The 17,443-nt window shown below is 61.6% G+C and carries 20 protein-coding genes; 18 read left to right on the plus strand and 2 right to left on the minus strand.

The window, feature by feature from the left end; genetic code table 11:
* Positions 1-84: 84 nt before the first annotated feature.
* Both MLD24_RS07910 and MLD24_RS07915 read right to left on the minus strand, forming a co-directional pair.
* A complete protein-coding gene (locus MLD24_RS07910; protein ID WP_248165938.1) occupies positions 85-1,074 on the minus strand; it encodes a FecR family protein in 990 nt (329 codons plus the stop codon).
* Positions 1,064-1,579: a sigma-70 family RNA polymerase sigma factor gene (locus MLD24_RS07915; protein ID WP_425562300.1), complete on the minus strand. Its 516-nt coding sequence runs from the start codon at positions 1,577-1,579 to the stop codon at positions 1,064-1,066. Before MLD24_RS07915 ends, MLD24_RS07910 begins: the two co-directional genes overlap by 11 nt.
* 377 nt (positions 1,580-1,956) lie before the next feature.
* Here MLD24_RS07915 and fliE point away from each other — a divergent pair, with 377 nt between their 5' ends.
* The 18 genes from fliE to flhB all read left to right on the plus strand — a co-directional run bounded on the left by fliE (position 1,957) and on the right by flhB (position 17,425).
* Positions 1,957-2,325 carry a flagellar hook-basal body complex protein FliE gene (fliE, locus tag MLD24_RS07920; protein ID WP_227175446.1) on the plus strand — a complete coding sequence of 123 codons (369 nt, stop codon included), beginning with the start codon at positions 1,957-1,959 and terminating at the stop codon, positions 2,323-2,325.
* A 15-nt stretch (positions 2,326-2,340) separates the two neighbouring features.
* Complete coding sequence (fliF, locus tag MLD24_RS07925; RefSeq protein ID WP_227175447.1) at positions 2,341-4,044, plus strand: flagellar basal-body MS-ring/collar protein FliF; 1,704 nt, start codon at positions 2,341-2,343, stop codon at positions 4,042-4,044.
* 37 nt (positions 4,045-4,081) lie between these two features.
* Complete coding sequence (gene fliG, locus MLD24_RS07930) at positions 4,082-5,077, plus strand: flagellar motor switch protein FliG (protein WP_416381912.1); 996 nt, start codon at positions 4,082-4,084, stop codon at positions 5,075-5,077.
* Positions 5,077-5,928 (plus strand): flagellar assembly protein FliH, encoded by an 852-nt coding sequence (locus tag MLD24_RS07935; protein ID WP_248165947.1) that lies wholly within the window; start codon positions 5,077-5,079, stop codon positions 5,926-5,928. Before fliG ends, MLD24_RS07935 begins: the two co-directional genes overlap by 1 nt.
* The gene (gene fliI, locus MLD24_RS07940) at positions 5,909-7,267 is read left to right on the plus strand and encodes a flagellar protein export ATPase FliI (RefSeq protein ID WP_227175450.1); all 1,359 of its coding nucleotides are present in this window, start codon (positions 5,909-5,911) and stop codon (positions 7,265-7,267) included. The genes MLD24_RS07935 and fliI overlap by 20 nt, the downstream gene beginning before the upstream one ends.
* Complete coding sequence (gene fliJ, locus MLD24_RS07945) at positions 7,267-7,707, plus strand: flagellar export protein FliJ (RefSeq protein WP_248165949.1); 441 nt, start codon at positions 7,267-7,269, stop codon at positions 7,705-7,707. The genes fliI and fliJ overlap by 1 nt, the downstream gene beginning before the upstream one ends.
* A gap of 156 nt (positions 7,708-7,863) precedes the next feature.
* Positions 7,864-8,169: an STAS domain-containing protein gene (locus MLD24_RS07950; RefSeq protein ID WP_248165951.1), complete on the plus strand. Its 306-nt coding sequence runs from the start codon at positions 7,864-7,866 to the stop codon at positions 8,167-8,169.
* Positions 8,170-8,201: 32 nt separating this feature from the next.
* Positions 8,202-9,917 (plus strand): ATP-binding SpoIIE family protein phosphatase, encoded by a 1,716-nt coding sequence (locus tag MLD24_RS07955; protein WP_248165953.1) that lies wholly within the window; start codon positions 8,202-8,204, stop codon positions 9,915-9,917.
* A gap of 81 nt (positions 9,918-9,998) precedes the next feature.
* Entirely contained in the window at positions 9,999-10,346 is a 348-nt protein-coding gene (locus MLD24_RS07960; RefSeq protein ID WP_227175454.1) for an Hpt domain-containing protein, read from the plus strand.
* Between the two features lie 77 nt (positions 10,347-10,423).
* The gene (locus MLD24_RS07965) at positions 10,424-11,635 is read left to right on the plus strand and encodes a flagellar hook-length control protein FliK (protein ID WP_248165955.1); all 1,212 of its coding nucleotides are present in this window, start codon (positions 10,424-10,426) and stop codon (positions 11,633-11,635) included.
* Between the two features lie 267 nt (positions 11,636-11,902).
* The gene (locus MLD24_RS07970; protein ID WP_248165957.1) at positions 11,903-12,406 is read left to right on the plus strand and encodes a flagellar basal body-associated FliL family protein; all 504 of its coding nucleotides are present in this window, start codon (positions 11,903-11,905) and stop codon (positions 12,404-12,406) included.
* 15 nt (positions 12,407-12,421) lie between these two features.
* A complete protein-coding gene (gene fliM, locus MLD24_RS07975; protein WP_227175457.1) occupies positions 12,422-13,420 on the plus strand; it encodes a flagellar motor switch protein FliM in 999 nt (332 codons plus the stop codon).
* Positions 13,413-13,949: a flagellar motor switch protein FliN gene (gene fliN / locus MLD24_RS07980; protein WP_227175458.1), complete on the plus strand. Its 537-nt coding sequence runs from the start codon at positions 13,413-13,415 to the stop codon at positions 13,947-13,949. Before fliM ends, fliN begins: the two co-directional genes overlap by 8 nt.
* A 7-nt stretch (positions 13,950-13,956) precedes the next feature.
* A complete protein-coding gene (gene fliO, locus MLD24_RS07985) occupies positions 13,957-14,430 on the plus strand; it encodes a flagellar biosynthetic protein FliO (protein ID WP_425562299.1) in 474 nt (157 codons plus the stop codon).
* Positions 14,431-14,465: 35 nt separating this feature from the next.
* Positions 14,466-15,176: a flagellar type III secretion system pore protein FliP gene (gene fliP, locus MLD24_RS07990; RefSeq protein WP_248166028.1), complete on the plus strand. Its 711-nt coding sequence runs from the start codon at positions 14,466-14,468 to the stop codon at positions 15,174-15,176.
* A gap of 39 nt (positions 15,177-15,215) precedes the next feature.
* Complete coding sequence (gene fliQ / locus MLD24_RS07995; RefSeq protein ID WP_227175459.1) at positions 15,216-15,485, plus strand: flagellar biosynthesis protein FliQ; 270 nt, start codon at positions 15,216-15,218, stop codon at positions 15,483-15,485.
* A 3-nt stretch (positions 15,486-15,488) separates the two neighbouring features.
* Entirely contained in the window at positions 15,489-16,274 is a 786-nt protein-coding gene (fliR, locus tag MLD24_RS08000; protein ID WP_248165959.1) for a flagellar biosynthetic protein FliR, read from the plus strand.
* Positions 16,275-16,285: 11 nt separating this feature from the next.
* Positions 16,286-17,425, plus strand: a complete 1,140-nt coding sequence (flhB, locus tag MLD24_RS08005; RefSeq protein ID WP_248165961.1) for a flagellar biosynthesis protein FlhB — start codon at positions 16,286-16,288, stop codon at positions 17,423-17,425.
* Positions 17,426-17,443 lie beyond the last annotated feature (18 nt).

The following is a 17,443-nucleotide window of genomic DNA, read 5'->3' on the forward strand; positions in this document are numbered from 1 at the left end:
AAATCCCGACAGTTTTTTTCGTTGGATTCCGAAATCCCAATCTCAACTCTTAAATCTCAACGCCTGGATCTCAACTCTTGGACTTCAACCTCGGGCAGTAAGGTTCGTCCACCAGCGAGTGCGGGACCGAATCTCGATGGGCAGTACCAGCGGCAGGTCTGCCAGCAGGGCATCGGGATCGTCCAGCTGAAACACGCCGGACAATCTCAGGTTTGCCACCTGCTGGTCGACGCCCAGGTAGCCATGGCGATAGCGGGCCAATTCGGCGGCGAACTCCGCCAGCCGGATATCGTCCACCACCAGCATGCCGCGAGTCCAGGCGGCAGGTTCCAGGGCGCCGTTACCGGTCCGGCTGACGCCGTGTTGATCCAGGCGCCAGGATTCGCCGGCACCGGCCTCTTGCCCCCGTCCACTCATACCCAGCAGCTGCAGTCGCCCCTGCTCAACCACCACCTGGGCGTAGTGTTCGTGTTGCCGCACTACAAAGCGGCTACCCCGGGTCTGGCAGTGGCCGAAGTCGCAGCTCAGCCGTAAGGGGCGTGGGTCGGATGTGGCGCCCAGAGTGTCCACCATCACTTCCCCCTGGTGCAGGGTCAGCTGGCGCCAGTCGGTGTCGAAGGCCACATCCAGTGCGGAATTGGTGTTGAGCATGACACGGGAGCCGTCGGCCAACTCAAGGGTCCGCCGTTCCCCGGTTCCGGTAGTGAAGTCTGAGCGCCATGGCGAATGCTGATGGACGGTGTAACCGGCAGGGCCTGCCAGCATCAGGGTCGCCGCCAGCAGCTTCAGGGTGCGGCGACGTTGCAGATCAGTGCCGGCGCGTTGCAGCACTGGCAGCGCGAGTTCGGGCTGCCCCAGGGCGTCCAGGCTGGCGCTCAGCTCCTGCTGCAGGGTGCCTAATTGCTGCCAGGCCAGGGCGTTCTCCGGTGCCCGTCGACACCAGGCCAGGATCTGGCGACGCACCAGTTGGCTGTCGTTCGCGGTCTCAAGCCTCAGTTGCCAGTGGATGGCGGCTCTTACAACCGAGTCTGACAGGGGCGTATTAGCCGCAGGGGCAGGAGTGTCACCGATCATCGAATCGCAGCCGGTAGCAGTGCAGCATGGCGGTGGCGACATGCCGTTCAACGGTGCGGCTGGACACACCCAGCTGTTCCGCGATGGCGCCATGAGTGAGGCCGCCAAGCCGGTACAGCAGAAAGGCGGTGCGGACTCTTGGCTTCAGGCCCTCCAGCATGGCGGCGATGTGTTCCAGGGTCTGCAGGGTTTCGTGATGCTGTTCTGCCGAAGGCTGGTGGGCTTCCGGCAGTTGCGCCAGTGCTTCCAGGTAAGCTCGCTCCAGGGCGCTGCGACGCCAGTGATCAATAACCAGGCCGCGGGCTATGGTGCGCAGCAGCGCACGGGGCGCCTGGTTGGCGACCGGTTCGGCCCGTACCAGAATGCGGACAAAGGTGTCCTGCGCCAGGTCGGCAGCCTGCTGCGGGCAGTCGAGTTTGCCCCGAAGCCACTGGCACAGCCAGCCGTGATGGTTGTGGTACAGGGTATCGAGGGGAACGTGGGTATCCAGTGTGGTCGCTGACATGATTGTGGCTGGTACGTGGTGGCGTCGGGTCCGGCTTGTGGTGATGGCATTTGCGGTGCTGGGAACCGCTGCCCAGCGGTTTGGGCTCTGCGGGTTGGGGAATACATTATTCGAGAATGGTTCTCATTACAATGGTGTCATTTGGGTGACAACTTTTCAGCGCCCTGGTCGAGGTGTTGTGGTTCGCCTTTGAGGCGCCAAAAAGTCGGCGATCCCGAGGGGAGGGGCTCTAAGGTATATCTATAAAGACATGTAAAATAAGGATAAATGTTTGATGGCCCGTGATTTGCATTTTAGGCCGGTAACTGACGTTATCGATGTCGACTGCCCATTACACCGGCGATATAGCCATGGGGTGGTCGATCAGAGGGGGAGCTATGGTACAACGCGCCGACATCAACAATGTGCTTTCTGAAATCCGCAATTTGCGGTCGCAGATGATGCAGAATCAGCGTGTTGAGCAGGACAACGCCATCCGTGGCGCGGTTGACCGGCCTCAGAAGGTGCAGGAAACCCAGGAAACACCGGGGTTTTCCGACATGCTAAGCCAGGCCGTCAACCACGTTAACGATCTCCAGAAGACCTCCAGTGATTTGCGCACGTCTTACGACATGGGAGATCCCAATGTCGATATCAGCCGGGTAATGATTGCGTCCCAGAAAGCGTCTGTCTCCTTCGAAGCAATGACCCAGGTCCGCAACCGGGTGGTCAAGGCCTATGAAGACATCATGAACATGCCGGTGTAATTGCGGAGTTAAGCCATGTCCAGCGTACCTGCGGAAACCGCCCCCACCAACCCGCCCGCGGATGAGGAAGCCACCGGGCTGGAGTCCAGAAGCGACCTGATGTTCGGCTTCAGCCGGCTGGCCCTGCTGCGTCAGATTGGCCTGATGGTGGGGCTGGCCGCCAGTGTTGCCCTCGGGGTCGCGGTGGTGCTGTGGGCTCAGGAACCCAACTACCAGCCGGTGGTGGGCGATCTGTCCAGCTACAACCCGGACGATGTAACTTCCATTCTTGAGCAGAACGGCATCAACTACCGCATGGAGCCGCGCACCGGTGCCCTGCTGGTGTCCTCTGAAGACGTCTATAACGCCCGGCTGAAGCTGGCCGCCGCCGGAGTGACCGACGAGAAAACCCTGGGCTATGAACTGCTCGATCAGGAGCGCGGCCTCGGCACCTCCCAGTTCATGGAGAACATCAGCTATCGCCGTGGTCTCGAGGGCGAGCTGGCCCGCACTATCGGCAGCATGCGCAACGTCCGCAGCGCCCGGGTTCACCTGGCCATTCCCAAGCGCTCCGTGTTCGTGCGCGATGCCCGTACCCCCACCGCTTCGGTGTTCCTGGATGTCTTTGCCGGGCGTCGTCTGGAGCATGAGCAGATCTCCGCCATCGTCAACCTGGTGGCGGGCAGCATTCCGGAAATGGACAAGGACAATGTTACCGTCGTGGACCAGAACGGCAATTTGTTGACGGACCGCGAAGAGCAGGGCAATCGTCAGCAGATGCAGGACCAGTATGAGTACCAGTCCCGTATGGAAGAGCGGCTGACCCGTCGTGTGGCCTCGATTGTCGACCCCATCATCGGCGATGGTCGCTTCCGTGCCGAGGTCACCGCGGACCTGGATTTTTCCTCCGTGGAGCAGGCAGAAGAGCTGTTCAACCCGGACCAGCAGGCGGTGCGTAGCGAGCGTCAGTTGTCTGAGCAGCGTACCAGCGATTTCATGGGCGGTGTGCCGGGGGCACTGTCAAACCAGCCACCGGGTGAAGCCACCGTGCCGGAGCAGGTGCAGGGCGAAGGCGATGAAGATGCGCCAGCGACTCCGGTCAATATCCGCGAGGAGGCGACCCGCAACTATGAGATGGATCGCACCGTCAGCTACATTCGTCAGCAGCAGGGGCGCCTCCAGCGCCTGACGGTGGCGGTGGCTGTCGATGACATGAAAGTGATCGATCCCGATACCGGCGAAGTCAGCTACCAGCCCTGGCCGGAACAGGAGCTGCAGCGTCTGACCATGCTGATTCGCGATGCGGTGGGCTACTCTGCCGCCCGTGGGGACAGTGTCACGGTGATGAACACGGCCTTTGCGCCGGAAGAAGCGGTCGTCTACGAGGCGCCGGGATTCTGGGAGCAGCCCTGGTTCTGGGACCTGATGAAGCAGGTGCTGGCGGGCTTTGTGATCCTGGTGCTGGTGTTGGGCCTGCTGCGCCCGACCCTAAAGAACCTCTCCGGTGGCGGCCGCAGCGAGCGTGGCGAGCTGGAGGGCGGCGAAGGCTACGACGAACTCGAGGGGCTGGGCAGTGACGGTTCGTTGCGGGATGCCCTCAGTTCCTCCGAGGATGAACTGCTTTTGCCCGGCGCAACGGACAGCTATGATAGACAATTGAATGCTCTCAAGGGCCTGATCACCGAAGACCCCGCTCGGGTGGCCCAGGTTATGCGCCAATGGGTGAATGTCGATGACTGATGAAAACAACCCACAGGGGGATGCGCCGGCCAAGCCGATGCGCAAAATCCCGCGTCTGGAGCAGGCCGCTATCCTGTTGATGACCCTGGGGGAAGCTGACGCTGCGGAAATTCTCAAGCACATGGGCCCGAAGGAGGTTCAGCGCGTGGGTATGGCCATGGCGCAGATGAAAGACGTCAGCAAGGATGAAGTCACCTTTGTGCTGAACCAGTTCGTGGATGCGGTGGGCGGCCAGACTGGCCTCGGTGTCGGCAATGACGACTACATCCGCGCCATGCTCACCCAGGCCCTGGGTGACGACAAGGCGGCCAGCCTGATCGACCGTATTCTGGTAGGTGGTAACACCACCGGTCTTGATACTCTCAAGTGGATGGAGCCGCGAGCGGTGGGGGACATCATCCGCTACGAGCACCCACAGATCCAGGCCATCGTCATTTCCTATCTTGATCCGGACCAGTCCGCCGAAATTCTGTCGACCCTGGATGAAAAGGTGCGCCTGGATGTGATGATGCGCGTGGCCTCGCTGGAGAGCGTCCAGCCCCAGGCCCTGCAGGAACTCAACGACATCCTCGAGAAACAGTTCTCCGGTGGTTCCTCGACCCAGACCAGCCGCATTGGCGGCGTCAAACGTGCGGCGGATATCATGAACTTCATGGATCGCAGTGTCGAAGGCGGCCTGATGGATTCCATCAAGGACATGGACCCGGACCTGGCGTCCACCATCGAGGACCTGATGTTCGTGTTCGACAACCTCAAAGACATCGACGACCGGGGCATACAGGCATTGTTGCGGGAAGTGTCCTCCGATGTGCTGGTTGTGGCCCTGAAGGGGGCCGACGAAGGGGTCAAAGAGAAGATCTTCAAGAACATGTCCAAGCGGGCGGCAGAGTTGCTGCAGGATGACCTGGAAGCCAAGGGACCGGTGCGGGTCAGTGAAGTGGAGACCGCCCAGAAGGACATCATCACCATTGCCCGTCGCATGGCCGAAGCCGGTGAGATCACCCTCGGCGGCTCCGGCGAAGAAATGATGTAATGAGCCAGGATCGTCGCAAGCGCATCCCCTCCGGAACTCTCACCGCCTATGAGCGCTGGGAGTTGCCGTTGCTGGATGAAAATGGCAATGAGGTGGTCGAGGAGGAGATCGAGGAAGTCAAACCTTTGACGGCGGCCGATCTCGAGGCGATTCGCAAGGAAGCCTGGGACGACGGTCACCAGGAAGGCCGCGCGGCCGGTATTGAAGCGGGCCATGCTGAAGGTCGTGAGCAGGGCTTCCGCGAAGGGCATGAGGCCGGGCTTGCCGAGGGTCGCGCCAGCGGCCATGAAGAGGCGCTCAGTCAGACCCGCGGTGAGGTGGAGGCCAAACTGGCGAACCTGGAGTCGCTGCTGGGGGAGCTGCTGCTGCCTATCCAGCGTCACGAAGATGAGCTTGAAACGGCCCTGGTTAACGTCACCACTGTGCTGGCCCGGGCGGTGGTGTTCCGGGAACTGAGCATCGACTCCTCCCACATTGCCATCGTGGTACGTCAGGCCCTGGCAGCGCTGCCGTCCACCCGGGACAACGTCCGGCTGTCGGTCAATCCCGCCGATGCGGAATGGGTCCACCAGGTCGCCGACGACTACGAAGCCGATACGTCCATTATCGAAGATCCCACCATCCTTGCCGGCGGCTGTAAGGTGGAAACCCGTCACAGCCTGGTGGATTTCACCGTTGAGAAGCGCTTCCAGAAAGCTGTCCAGAGCATGTTGAACCAGCAGCTGGCCAGTGAAGAGCCGGGCGACAGCGCGGAACTGAGTGACATGATGGGTGACCTGTCGGATTACCACGGTGATGTGCTTGCCGATCCCGGTCAGCAGGAGGCTCCCGATGACGACCAGTCTGGCTGAGCGCCTCGAACGCCTGAAAGATTATCTCCCCCCTAAACTTGAACCGGAGTTGTCCGGTCGTCTGACCCGTATGGTTGGTCTGACCCTGGAGTGTGTCGGCTGCCCGATGGTGGTGGGCGACCGCTGCCTGATCCAGGGACAGGGTCTGGGGAATGTCGAGGCCGAAGTGGTGGGTTTCGAGGATGACCGGGTTTACCTGATGCCGCTTACCGCGATTGAGGGGCTGCGCCCGGGGGCCCGGGTGGTGCCGCTGTCGGCTGCCAGTCGGGTACCGGTAGGACCTGAGTTGTTGGGGCGCGTCGTCAACGGCACCGGCGATCCGCTGGACGACAAGGGGCCGCTGAAAACCCAGCAGCAGGTGTCGCTGGCTGGCGAAATCATCAACCCGCTGAACCGGGCACCGGTGCGCCAGTCCATGGATGTCGGCATTCGCGCCATCAACGCTCTGCTGACGGTGGGTCAGGGGCAGCGTTTGGGGCTGTTTGCCGGCAGCGGTGTGGGTAAGAGTATGCTGCTGGGGATGATGACCCGGTTTACCGATGCCGACATTACCGTGGTGGGGCTGATTGGCGAGCGGGGTCGTGAGGTCAAGGAGTTCATTGAGGACATCCTGGGCGAAGAGGGCCTGGCACGCTCTGTTGTCGTCGCGGCACCGGCGGACGACTCACCGCTGATGCGTTTGCGGGCAGCCATGCTCACCACCCGCATTGCCGAATACTACCGCGACCAGGGCAAGCGGGTACTGCTGCTGATGGACTCGCTGACCCGCTACGCCCAGGCCCAGCGGGAGATTGCTCTGGCGGTGGGGGAACCGCCGGCGACCAAGGGCTATCCGCCCTCGGTATTTGCCAAGCTGCCGCAACTGGTGGAGCGCACCGGCAATGGCCGTCCGGGGGGCGGGTCGATCACCGCTTTCTACACCGTGTTGACCGAAGGCGATGACCAGCAGGACCCGATTGCCGACGCCGCCCGGGCCATTCTCGATGGTCACATCGTGCTGTCGCGTCGCCTGGCGGAAGAGGGGCACTATCCAGCCATTGACGTAGAAGCGTCGGTGAGCCGGGTCATGCCGCAGGTGACCGAACAGGAACACTTCGCCCAGGCCCAGCGATTCAAGCAGGTCTATTCCCGCTATCAGCAGGCCCGTGACCTGATCAGCGTTGGAGCCTATGTCCAGGGTTCCGACCCTGAAACCGACGTTGCCATTGCCCACATCGACAGCATGCGCCAGTTCCTGCGCCAGGGGCTACGGGAAAGTGCGCCTCTGGCGGCCGCGATTGAACAATTACAGAGTGTGGTTCCGAAAGCCAGGGGCCAGGCCCGCCAGGAGACTAGCTGATGCTGCGCTCGCAACGGCTTGCCGTGGTGCTGGAGCTGGAGCAGCGGCGGGAGCAGCAGGCGTTGGAAAAGCTGGCTGCGGCCCGGGACCAGTGGCAGCAGCACCAGAACCAGCTGGACGAGTTGCGGCAATACCAGGCGGGCTACCAGCAGCAGATCCGCAATGACCAGCAGGGCACGGTCTCTGTAGCCCGCCTGCAGGGTTGGCAGGCCTTCGTTACTCAGCTTGACCAGGTTATTGGCCAGCAGGAGATCAAGGTCCAGAAGGCCAAGGAGCAAATGGAGCAATGCCGGCAGGACTGGCAACAGGCCTATGAGCGCCGCCGGGGCATGGCGCGCTTTATCGACAGTTGTCGGGAACAGGAACAGCGGGCGCAGGATGCCCGGGACCAGAAGGCCATGGACGAAGCCGCCGGCCGTGCCTTCGGTCGCCGTCGCTGATTGCACTGCCAGGAATATCCCGCCACTGCCAACAAACTGAAATGACTGATGCATTTTGTGGTTGCTGGGCTATCCTTGGGGCAGGGACGCTGTCATGTCCGTCAGAGGTTCCCGCTCAGTCACCGCATTCACCAAGCCAGGAAGGGAGGACCCGGGATGCCGATCCAGACACGTCGAAGTGACGATGGCCGTACCCTGACGATCAAGATCGAGGGGCGCTTCGATTTCAGTACCCACCAGAGCTTCCGTGATGCCTACGAACATAGTGATCAGGGAGTGGTTAACTATGTGGTCGATATGTCAGATACCACCTACCTGGACAGCTCGGCACTGGGAATGCTGCTGTTGCTGCGGGATTTCGCCGGCGGTGATTCCGCCCAGATCTGCATCGAGAACTGCAATGGCGATGTCCGTCGCATCCTGTCCATCTCCAACTTCGAACAGCTGTTCGCCATTCGGTAGCCCATCGCGCCAGCCCGTGGCGGGAGACTGGTATGGATGAACCCCTGACCGAACAGGCCCCGCTGACCATTCTGATCGCGGACGACAGTGACACCGACCGGTTGATCCTGGGCAAGCTGATCTCGCGCCAGGGCCATCAGGTGGTTGGGGCGGTCGATGGTCAGGACGCCATCGAAAAGTTTGAGCAACACCAGCCCCACATGGTTCTGCTCGATGTCATGATGCCACGTCTGGATGGCATGGCGGCGGCTCGGGAAATCAAGCGCCTGGCCGGCGAGCGGCTGGTGCCTATCATATTCCTGACCTCCATTTCTGACGCCAAGACCCTGGCCAGTTGCCTGGAATCCGGTGGTGACGATTTCATGTCGAAGCCCTACAACCGGGTCATCCTCGAGGCCAAGGTCAAGGCCTTCAACCGCATGCGGCTGATGCACCGCACCCTCAGCGAGCAGCGCGACCTGATCAGCGAGCGGAACCGACAACTGTTGTCGGAACAGCAGGTCGCCAAGCGGGTGTTCGACAACGTTGCCCACTCTGGCTGCCTGGACTCGCCCAATCTGAGGTACCACGCCTCGCCGCTGTCGTTGTTTAATGGCGATGTGCTGTTTGCCTGCCCGCGACCAGCCGGAGGCATGCACATTCTGATCGGTGACTTTACCGGTCACGGGTTACCGGCGGCCATTGGCGCGATGCCAGTGGCGGAAATCTTCTATGGCATGACCAGCAAGGGATTTGGCTGCGGTGATGTGCTGCGGGAGATCAATCAGAAACTCAAGCGTATCCTGCCAACCGGGATGTTCTGTTGCGCGGTGTTTATCCAGGCCGATTTTCACCTCAATCAACTGCGGGTCTGGAATGGCGGGCTTCCCGACGCCTACCTTCAGCGCCACAGCGGTGAGCGGTTGGTGTTGCCGTCTTCCCATCTGCCATTGGGAGTGCTGAGCACCGAACGGTTTGCCGCCGATGTGGATGTCATTCGCACTGAACCTGGTGATGCCCTGTTTGTGGCGACGGACGGGCTGATTGAGGCGGAGGCACCGAACGGCCAGATGTTCGGTGAGGAACGTCTGGTGACGGCGTTGGACGACCACCGTGGCAGCGAAGCCATCTTCCAGTCGGTGCTGAACGCGGCGCGGGTCTTTGCCGGTGATCGCGAACTGCAGGACGACTTCACCGTGTTCTGCCTGGAAATGGTGGATGAAGAGGCGCTGGATCAATTGCCCGACAGACTGTTACCGTCGGCGCTGACCGGGCCATCGGACTGGCAGTGTGACTATGAGCTCAACGACACCACCCTGGGCAAGTTCAACCCGCTGCCCCTGCTGTTGCACATCTGCATGGAAGTGCCGGGACTGCGCCGTCGGGCCGGGGAGGTCTATACCCTGTTGTCCGAGCTTTACACCAACGGCCTGGAGCATGGCATCCTGAAACTGCCGTCGGCGTGGAAAAATTCCCCCGAGGGGTTTGGTCAGTACTATGCTGAGAGGGAAAGGCGCATGGCCGCAATTGAGGGGCATCACCTGAGGTTTTCCCTGAGCCACCGTCCGAGTGCCGATGGCGGATGCCTGACGATACGCTGTCGGGACAGCGGCGAGGGTTTCGATTATCAGCATCTGATGGCAAAGCGGCCAGACGATCACCAGTATGCGGGGCGGGGTATCATGCTGCTGCGGCAGTTGAGCACGTCGTTGCGCTTTCTGGGCAAAGGCAACGAAGTGGAAGTGGTCTACGACTGGCAGTACGGCTGAGGTCGCCTGCCCGGCATTCAGGATTGGAAACGAACAGGGTTGAGATAACAATGCGTGCGGCATTAAAAGGAGGGAGTGGTTATGGTCGATAAACCGCACCTGGACGAAGAGGCGCTGGCTGAACTCAGGGACGTCATGGAGGATGAGTTCGATGTGCTGATCGAAACCTACCTCAGTGACTCCGCCGACCGCATTAACACGCTGCACCGGGCGCTGGTCGCTGAGGACAACGAGATGTTCACCAAGTCCATCCACAGCTTCAAGGGCAGTTCCATCAACATTGGTGCGCCGCTGCTGGGCGAGCTGTGTCTGCGGGCCGAGTGCGCCGGTCGCAATGGGCATCTGGACGAGGCGGGGCAGGTGCTGGACCGTATCGAGAGTGAATTCCGGACGGTCAGCGACCTGTTTCAGAGGCTCCTGAACGCCTGACCAATCTCACAGTGGCATCATCCTTGCTGACAACCTCTCAGAGAGTTGTGTCCAACAGAAACCGGCAAGAGGTTGCCATGGCAGCAATGGTCTTCCCCCAGACTCCGGCCCCCGAAGCGGCGGGCCCAACCAAGGAACGCAGGTCGCCCCGGGAATCCGATGGTTCCGACGACAGCGGCTTCGAGGCCGTGTCCCGCAAGGAGCGGGAACGGCTCGACCGGGAGTCGACCAAGGTCGAGCGCCGCAAGGAAGAGGCGGCGAATGCCGACGCGAAACAACAGGCCAAAGCGCCAGACCGCCCGACGGACAAGACCGGGGCGGATTCCACCAAGACTGACGCTGGCGCCGTTGCCGAGGCGGAGACCGCCGCGGACGCTGAGGCGGTGTCCGACCTGGAGAGCGATGCCAGCGTACCGTTCACCTTTGCCGACCTGCAGAAGCTGGTACAAAACCCGCAAGGCGCGGCCGTGGATGGGGATGTCGATACACCGACGGTGCCCAGGCTGACGCCGGCCAGCGGCCAGGGCCTGCCCGGAATGACGGGTGTGCCAGGGCTGCCTGGCGCCTCCGCAATGAATGGGTTGCCCGGCATGAACGGCGCTGGTGAGTCCGGCGGCAAGCCTTTGCCGGGGCAAACGGCGTCCCAGATGATGGCTGACCTGATGGCCGCCAACAATGGCGGTGATGGAGCCAAGACGCTGGATCCTGCGCTGTCGTTTTCCGCGGCCCGCGCTTCGGCGTCGGCGGAACTGGCCAATCAGACCGGTCAGTCGCTGACCTCTCTGGCGGGCCAGAAGGGGGCCGAGCAGGGGCTGGCGCTCAAGGGCTACGCCACCAGTATCGATGTGCCGGTGGGGCATGCGGAGTGGGGTGATAAACTGGTGGGCAAACTCACCTGGCTGACCGCCCGCAACCTGTCAGTGGCGGAGATTCATGTCACGCCGCCGGATATGGGGCCCCTGGATGTAAGGGTTCAGGTTCAGCAGGACCAGGCCACGGTAACGGTGCACTCCGCCAATCCGGTGGTTCGTGACCAGCTGGAACTCAATTCGCATCGCCTGCGGGACATGTTGGGAGAGCAGGGCATCGACCTGGACCAGTTTGAGGTGATGGATTCGCCTGATCGGCAACCTGGTCACCCGGACAGCGAAGAAGGTGAGTCCGCGGCTGGCGGTTCCGGCGGGGCGCTGGCCTCCGAGGACGGCGGTGATGCTGACGATGACCTGCTGCCCGGCAGTGCCGGAGCGGTCGACCTTAGCTGGCGTGGTGAACTTGATCTGTACGCCTGACCCCGTAATTTGAGTGGCGCCGGAGCGGCGCCCGTCTGCCTATCCCTGCCGTCGGCAAATCTCTTTGCCCATCCCTGATCCGGGCGCTAAACTGCTGTTTCAAAAGCGGGTTGGCCAGCGTCCGGACGCTTAATCCAGACCCAGGCCGCCAAGTGGCAATCTGGCCCGCTGCTTGCTTCAATCAGTGGGGCGCCCCATCTGGTGGTTGTTCCGACGATTTTTTGACTGACTCCGCGAGCGCGGATTCTCATGGGAAGACAGTGATCTATGGCCGATGACAACGCGCCTGATGGTGCCCCCAAGAAAGGCAAACTCAAGACAATTCTGCTGCTGGTGGTGGTGGTCATCCTGGCAGTCGGTCTGTCTGTCGCAGGCACCCTGTGGTTCCTGCAGGACAAGTCCGACGACGGTGACGATGCCAGCAACAATGGCGAACCTGCACAGCCGGCGTTCCAGCCCAGCCAGTATGCCGAGATCGAGAAAGCTCTGGTCACCACCGTGCAGGCTGAGGGGCGACAGCGTTACGCTCAGGTCTATGTGGCGTTTGAGGCGGACAATGCCGCCGCCCTCGCGGCGACCGAGTTGCACATGCCGCTGTTGCGTGCCCAGTTGATCAACGTGCTGGCAGCCAGCGACTTCATGACTCTGCAGAGCGCTGAAGGTCGCCAGCAACTGTCGCAGACGATGCTGGACGCCGTTAACGGTGTGCTGGAGCAGGAAGGTGAGCCCCCGCTGAAACGGGTGCTGCTGAGAAACTTCGTATTGCAGTGACGGGCGGGAATTAGCATGCAGGACTTACTGTCACAGGACGAAATTGATGCGCTGCTCCACGGGGTGGACGACGGCGACATTGATACCTACGACGAGACCGACGACACCGGCGTCAAATCCTACGACCTTGCCAGCCAGGACCGCATCGTCCGTGGCCGGATGCCCACCCTTGAAATGATCAATGAGCGGTTTGCCCGCTACACCCGGATCAGTCTGTTCAACCTGCTTCGCCGCAATGCGGATGTCTCCACCGGCGGTATCCAGATCATGAAGTTCGGTGAGTACATCCACACCCTCTACGTACCGACCAGTCTCAACCTGGTGAAGGTGCGGCCACTGCGGGGCACCGGTCTGTTCATCCTTGATGCCAAGCTGGTGTTCAAACTGGTGGACAACTTCTTCGGTGGGGAAGGCCGCCACGCCAAGATTGAAGGTCGTGAGTTCACGCCCACCGAAACCCGGATCGTCCAGATGGTCCTGGAGCAGGTTTTCCACGACATGCGGGAAGCCTGGCAGGCGGTGCTCAAGGTGGAGTTTGATTACATCAACTCGGAAGTGAACCCGGCGATGGCCAACATCGTCAGCCCCAGCGAGGTGGTGGTGATCAGCACCTTCCACATTGAGCTGGATGGCGGTGGCGGCGAGCTGCACATGGCGCTGCCCTACTCAATGATCGAGCCTATCCGTGACGTGCTCGATGCCGGGGTCCAGAGTGACATCGACGATGTCGATGAGCGCTGGGTTCACGCCCTGCAGGAGGATATCAAGGACGTCGAGGTGCCGGTGAATGCGATGGTATGCCGCCGTCGCATTTCGCTACGGGAGGTTGCGCGTTTCCAGGCCGGGGACATTATCCCGGTAGAGCTGCCGGAGAGCCTGACCGTGACCGCCAATGGCATTCCGGTCTATCAGGCCAGTCTGGGTACCCGGGACGGTAAGCTGGCATTGAGAGTGAACAAGCGGGCCAAGCGGCCTGAAGTGAAGAAACAATTGAAGGTGGGACGAAATGGCTGACGACGACAAGAAAGACGAGCAGGAGATGAGCGAAGACGAGAAGCTCGCTGCTGAGTGGGAAGCCGCGATGGAGGAGTCCGGTGACGAGCCCGCCGCAGAAGACGCCGGTGGTGGTGAGGCCGGAGGCGATGAGGCCGAGCGTGCCGACGAGTGGGCGGCCGCTATGGCGGAAGCCGGTGACACGCCGGATGAGCCAGAGGACGACGTTCGCACCGCACCGATGGAAGAGTTTGGCGCCGACAGTGCTCTGGCCGCCGGCGGCGAGTCGCCGGACCTCGATGTCATCCTCGACATTCCGGTGACCATTTCCATGGAAGTGGGCAACACCCAGATCCCGATCCGCAATCTGCTGCAGCTGAATCAGGGCTCGGTGATCGAGCTGGACCGGCTGGCAGGGGAGCCGCTGGACGTGCTGGTGAACGGCACCCTGATTGCCCATGGCGAGGTGGTCATGGTGAACGAGAAGTTCGGTATCCGCCTGACCGACGTGATCAGCCCCGGTGAACGCATCAAACGGCTGCAGAAGTGATATGCCCATGATCCGATCCTGTCTTCATGGCCTGGTTGCGCTGGCGGTCATGGCGCCGGCACCGTTGCTGGCGGCGGCTGAAACCGAGTCCACCCGCCAGGGCGGGCCAGACACCGTCGGCAGTCTGGCCAGTCTGAGTCTGGGACTGATTGCCGTTATCGCGCTGATCTTTGGTTGTGCCTGGCTGGTCAAGCGGATGAGCGGTCTGTCCGGAATGAACAGCCAGGCGATGAAAGTGGTGTCGGTGATGAACCTGGGCACCCGCGAGCGGATCGCGCTGCTGGACGTCGGTGGCACTCAGATCCTGGTGGGCATCACGCCGTCCACCATTCGCACCCTGCATGTGTTTGATGAGCCGGTACTGACGCCGGATACCGCGCCTCCGGGGGATTTCGCCCGCCGCCTCCAGGGACTGCTGAACCGCCAGAACAATCCCCCCGGCAGTGGCCACGGAGACAGCCATCGCGGAGACAGCCAATGAATCGCTGGCTGGTCTGGTTGGGCGGTCTGGCGCTGATGCTGGCGGGTTCGTCGGTCCTGGCGGACCTGCCCGGTATTCCGGCGGTCACCATGACGCCCGGAGAAGGGGAAGGGGCCCAGGAATACTCGGTCACCCTGCAGATCCTGGCGCTGATGACCGCGCTGACGTTCCTGCCGGCGATGGTGATGATGATGACGTCATTCACCCGCATCATCGTGGTATTCGCGATTCTGCGTCAGGCGCTGGGGCTGCAGGCAACGCCCTCCAACCAGATTCTGCTGGGGCTGACGCTGTTCCTGACCATCTTCATCATGAAGCCGGTGCTGGAAGAGGCCAACCGGGTGGGGCTGCAACCCTATCTGGCGGAGGAGGTCACCTCGCTGGAGGCGGTGGCGTTGGCCAGTGAACCGTTCCGCGATTTTATGCTGGGGCAGACCCGGGAAGATGACCTGGCGCTGTTCATGCGCATTTCCGACACCCAGTACGATACCCCGGAGGATGTGTCCTTTTGGGTGCTGATGCCGGCGTTTGTCACCAGTGAGCTGAAGACCGCCTTCCAGATCGGCTTTATCCTGTTCATACCGTTCCTGATCATTGACATGGTGGTGGCCAGCGTGCTGATGGCTATGGGTATGATGATGCTGTCCCCGATCATCATTTCGCTGCCGTTCAAGATCATGTTGTTCGTGCTGGTGGACGGCTGGGCGCTGGTGATGGGCACCCTGGCGGCCAGCTATGGTATCTAGTGAGCCACAGCCCGTGATCAACGGGAGGAGAGACCCGCGATGACTCCGGAAACCGTAATCGACATCATGCGGGAAGCGCTGTGGATGATCGTTCTGCTGTCGGCGGTGATCATCGGTCCTGGTCTGGTGATCGGCCTGGTGGTCAGTACCTTTCAGGCCGCCACCCAGATTAACGAGCAGACCCTGAGCTTCCTGCCCCGCCTGATCATCACCTTGCTGGTGCTGATCTTTGCCGGTCCGTGGATGCTGACCCAGTTGATGGATCATGCCGAAGGCCTGATCTCCAGCGTTCCCTACCTGATTGGCTAGCCTGTGATCCCACTGGAGTTCACCGCGGACCAGATTGGCCAATGGGTGGGCCAGCACCTGTGGCCGTTGTTCCGGATCGCCAGTTTTATGATGGTGATCCCGTTCATCGGTACCCAGCTGGTACCGGCCCGGGTGCGCCTGGGGCTGGCGCTGCTGATGACCATCCTGGTGGTGCCGATGATCGGCGAGGTGCCGCAAGTGGAAGCGCTCAGTGGTGATGCGGTGGTGATTACTCTGCAGCAGATTCTCATCGGTGTCGGCATGGGGTTCGCGCTGACGGCGCTGTTTCAGCTGTTCGTGGTCGCCGGCCAGATGATCGCCATGCAGATGGGGCTGGGGTTTGCGTCGATGAACGATCCCGCCAACGGGGTCACGGTACCGGTATTGTCCCAGTTGTACACCATCACCATCACGCTGCTGTATCTGGCGATGAACGGCCACCTGGTGGCGTTTGAGGTGTTTCTGGAGAGCTTCCGCACCCTGCCGATCGGTCTTGAGGGCATCGGGCAGGGGGGCTTGTGGATGCTGACTCACCGTATCAGCTGGATGTTCGTGTCGGCGATGCTGCTGGCGTTGCCGGCGGTGACCGCGGTGCTGATCGTCAACATCTCGTTTGGGGTGATGACCCGGGCGGCGCCGCAGATGAACATCTTCGCACTGGGTTTCCCGATCGGGCTGATCTTTGGCCTGTTTGCGATCTGGGTGCTGCAAAGCAACTTCCTGCCCCATTTCCACCAGTACACCGAGGAAACCTTCGAATTCATGCGCCAGTTGCAGGGGGTGCCCTGAGGTAGCGAGCGATGGCGGAAGACAGCGACGACAGTAGTCAGGAAAAGACCGAAGACGCCACCCCCCGACGATTGGAAAAAGCCCGGGAAGAGGGCCAGACCGCGCGATCCCGCGAACTGGCCACCATGGCTGTGCTGATTGTGGGGGCCGGTGGCCTGCTGGTGTTCGGCGCGAGCATGGGTAAGGCCTTCGCCAACATCATGCGCAACAGTTTCGACATTGAGCGCGACACCATCTTCGATACCAGCCAGATGAGCATCCAGCTGCTGGCTGCGGCGGAGGAGGCGACACTGGCGGTGGCGCCCCTGCTGGTGTTGTTGCTGGTGGCTGCCATTGCCGGTTCCATTGGCATTGGCGGGCTGCTGTTCAGTGGCAAGGCGATCATGCCGAAACTGAACCGCATGGACCCGATCAAGGGGCTCAAGCGGATGTTCTCCATGCGCTCGCTGATTGAGCTGGTTAAAGGGATTGCCAAGGTGGGGCTGGTGATGGTGGTCGCCATCCTGATCCTGGACCTGCGCACCGATGACCTGCTCAGTATCGCCGAGGAGCCGCCAGTGCCCGCCATGAGCCACGTGGTGTGGACCCTGGGCTGGAGCTTTTTCCTGCTGTCCTGTGCCACCATCCTGATCGCGGTGATTGACGTACCGTTCCAGATCTACGATCACCAGAAAAAGCTGCGGATGACCAAGCAGGAGGTCAAGGACGAGTTCAAGGACACCGAGGGCAAACCAGAGGTGAAGGGGCGGATACGCCAGTTGCAGCGGGAAATGGCGCAACGGCGGATGATGCAGGATGTCCCCGATGCCGACGTGGTCATCACCAACCCCAGTCACTACGCGGTAGCTCTGAAGTACGATCAGGCCACCATGGCGGCTCCGATCGTGGTGGCCAAGGGCGCGGATGACGTCGCCTTCAAGATCATGGAAATTGCTCGGGAGCACCGTGTGGACGTGTTGCGGACGCCACCTCTGACCCGGGCGGTCTATCACAACACCGAAGTGGGCGGCGAGATTCCGGACGGACTGTACATGGCCATCGCCCAGGTGCTTGCCTACCTGTTCCAGCTACGCCAGTTCCGTCGAGGTCAGGGCGCCAAGCCCGGCATGCCAGACTTCCCGATCCCGCGGGATCTGCGGCGCGACTCTTAGGGGGCAAACAGCTAGGGC

Origin of the sequence: Marinobacter xestospongiae (assembly GCF_023156385.1) — a bacterium.
Lineage (GTDB): Bacteria > Pseudomonadota > Gammaproteobacteria > Pseudomonadales > Oleiphilaceae > Marinobacter > Marinobacter xestospongiae.

Bases quoted from the DNA above. Each gene is read 5' to 3' on its own strand.
- fliI (WP_227175450.1), top strand. From the start codon at position 5,909: ATGACGACCAGTCTGGCTGAGCGCCTCGAACGCCTGAAAGATTATCTC.
- fliM (WP_227175457.1), top strand. From the start codon at position 12,422: ATGCAGGACTTACTGTCACAGGACGAAATTGATGCGCTGCTCCACGGG.
- MLD24_RS07965 (WP_248165955.1), top strand. From the start codon at position 10,424: ATGGCAGCAATGGTCTTCCCCCAGACTCCGGCCCCCGAAGCGGCGGGC.
- fliJ (WP_248165949.1), top strand. From the start codon at position 7,267: ATGCTGCGCTCGCAACGGCTTGCCGTGGTGCTGGAGCTGGAGCAGCGG.
- fliE (WP_227175446.1), top strand. From the start codon at position 1,957: ATGGTACAACGCGCCGACATCAACAATGTGCTTTCTGAAATCCGCAAT.
- MLD24_RS07970 (WP_248165957.1), top strand. From the start codon at position 11,903: ATGGCCGATGACAACGCGCCTGATGGTGCCCCCAAGAAAGGCAAACTC.
- flhB (WP_248165961.1), top strand. From the start codon at position 16,286: ATGGCGGAAGACAGCGACGACAGTAGTCAGGAAAAGACCGAAGACGCC.
- fliP (WP_248166028.1), top strand. From the start codon at position 14,466: ATGCTGGCGGGTTCGTCGGTCCTGGCGGACCTGCCCGGTATTCCGGCG.
- MLD24_RS07935 (WP_248165947.1), top strand. From the start codon at position 5,077: ATGAGCCAGGATCGTCGCAAGCGCATCCCCTCCGGAACTCTCACCGCC.
- fliN (WP_227175458.1), top strand. From the start codon at position 13,413: ATGGCTGACGACGACAAGAAAGACGAGCAGGAGATGAGCGAAGACGAG.
- MLD24_RS07955 (WP_248165953.1), top strand. From the start codon at position 8,202: ATGGATGAACCCCTGACCGAACAGGCCCCGCTGACCATTCTGATCGCG.
- fliG (WP_416381912.1), top strand. From the start codon at position 4,082: ATGCGCAAAATCCCGCGTCTGGAGCAGGCCGCTATCCTGTTGATGACC.
- MLD24_RS07960 (WP_227175454.1), top strand. From the start codon at position 9,999: ATGGTCGATAAACCGCACCTGGACGAAGAGGCGCTGGCTGAACTCAGG.
- fliO (WP_425562299.1), top strand. From the start codon at position 13,957: ATGATCCGATCCTGTCTTCATGGCCTGGTTGCGCTGGCGGTCATGGCG.
- MLD24_RS07915 (WP_425562300.1), bottom strand. From the start codon at position 1,579: ATGTCAGCGACCACACTGGATACCCACGTTCCCCTCGATACCCTGTAC.
- fliQ (WP_227175459.1), top strand. From the start codon at position 15,216: ATGACTCCGGAAACCGTAATCGACATCATGCGGGAAGCGCTGTGGATG.
- MLD24_RS07910 (WP_248165938.1), bottom strand. From the start codon at position 1,074: ATGATCGGTGACACTCCTGCCCCTGCGGCTAATACGCCCCTGTCAGAC.
- fliF (WP_227175447.1), top strand. From the start codon at position 2,341: ATGTCCAGCGTACCTGCGGAAACCGCCCCCACCAACCCGCCCGCGGAT.
- MLD24_RS07950 (WP_248165951.1), top strand. From the start codon at position 7,864: ATGCCGATCCAGACACGTCGAAGTGACGATGGCCGTACCCTGACGATC.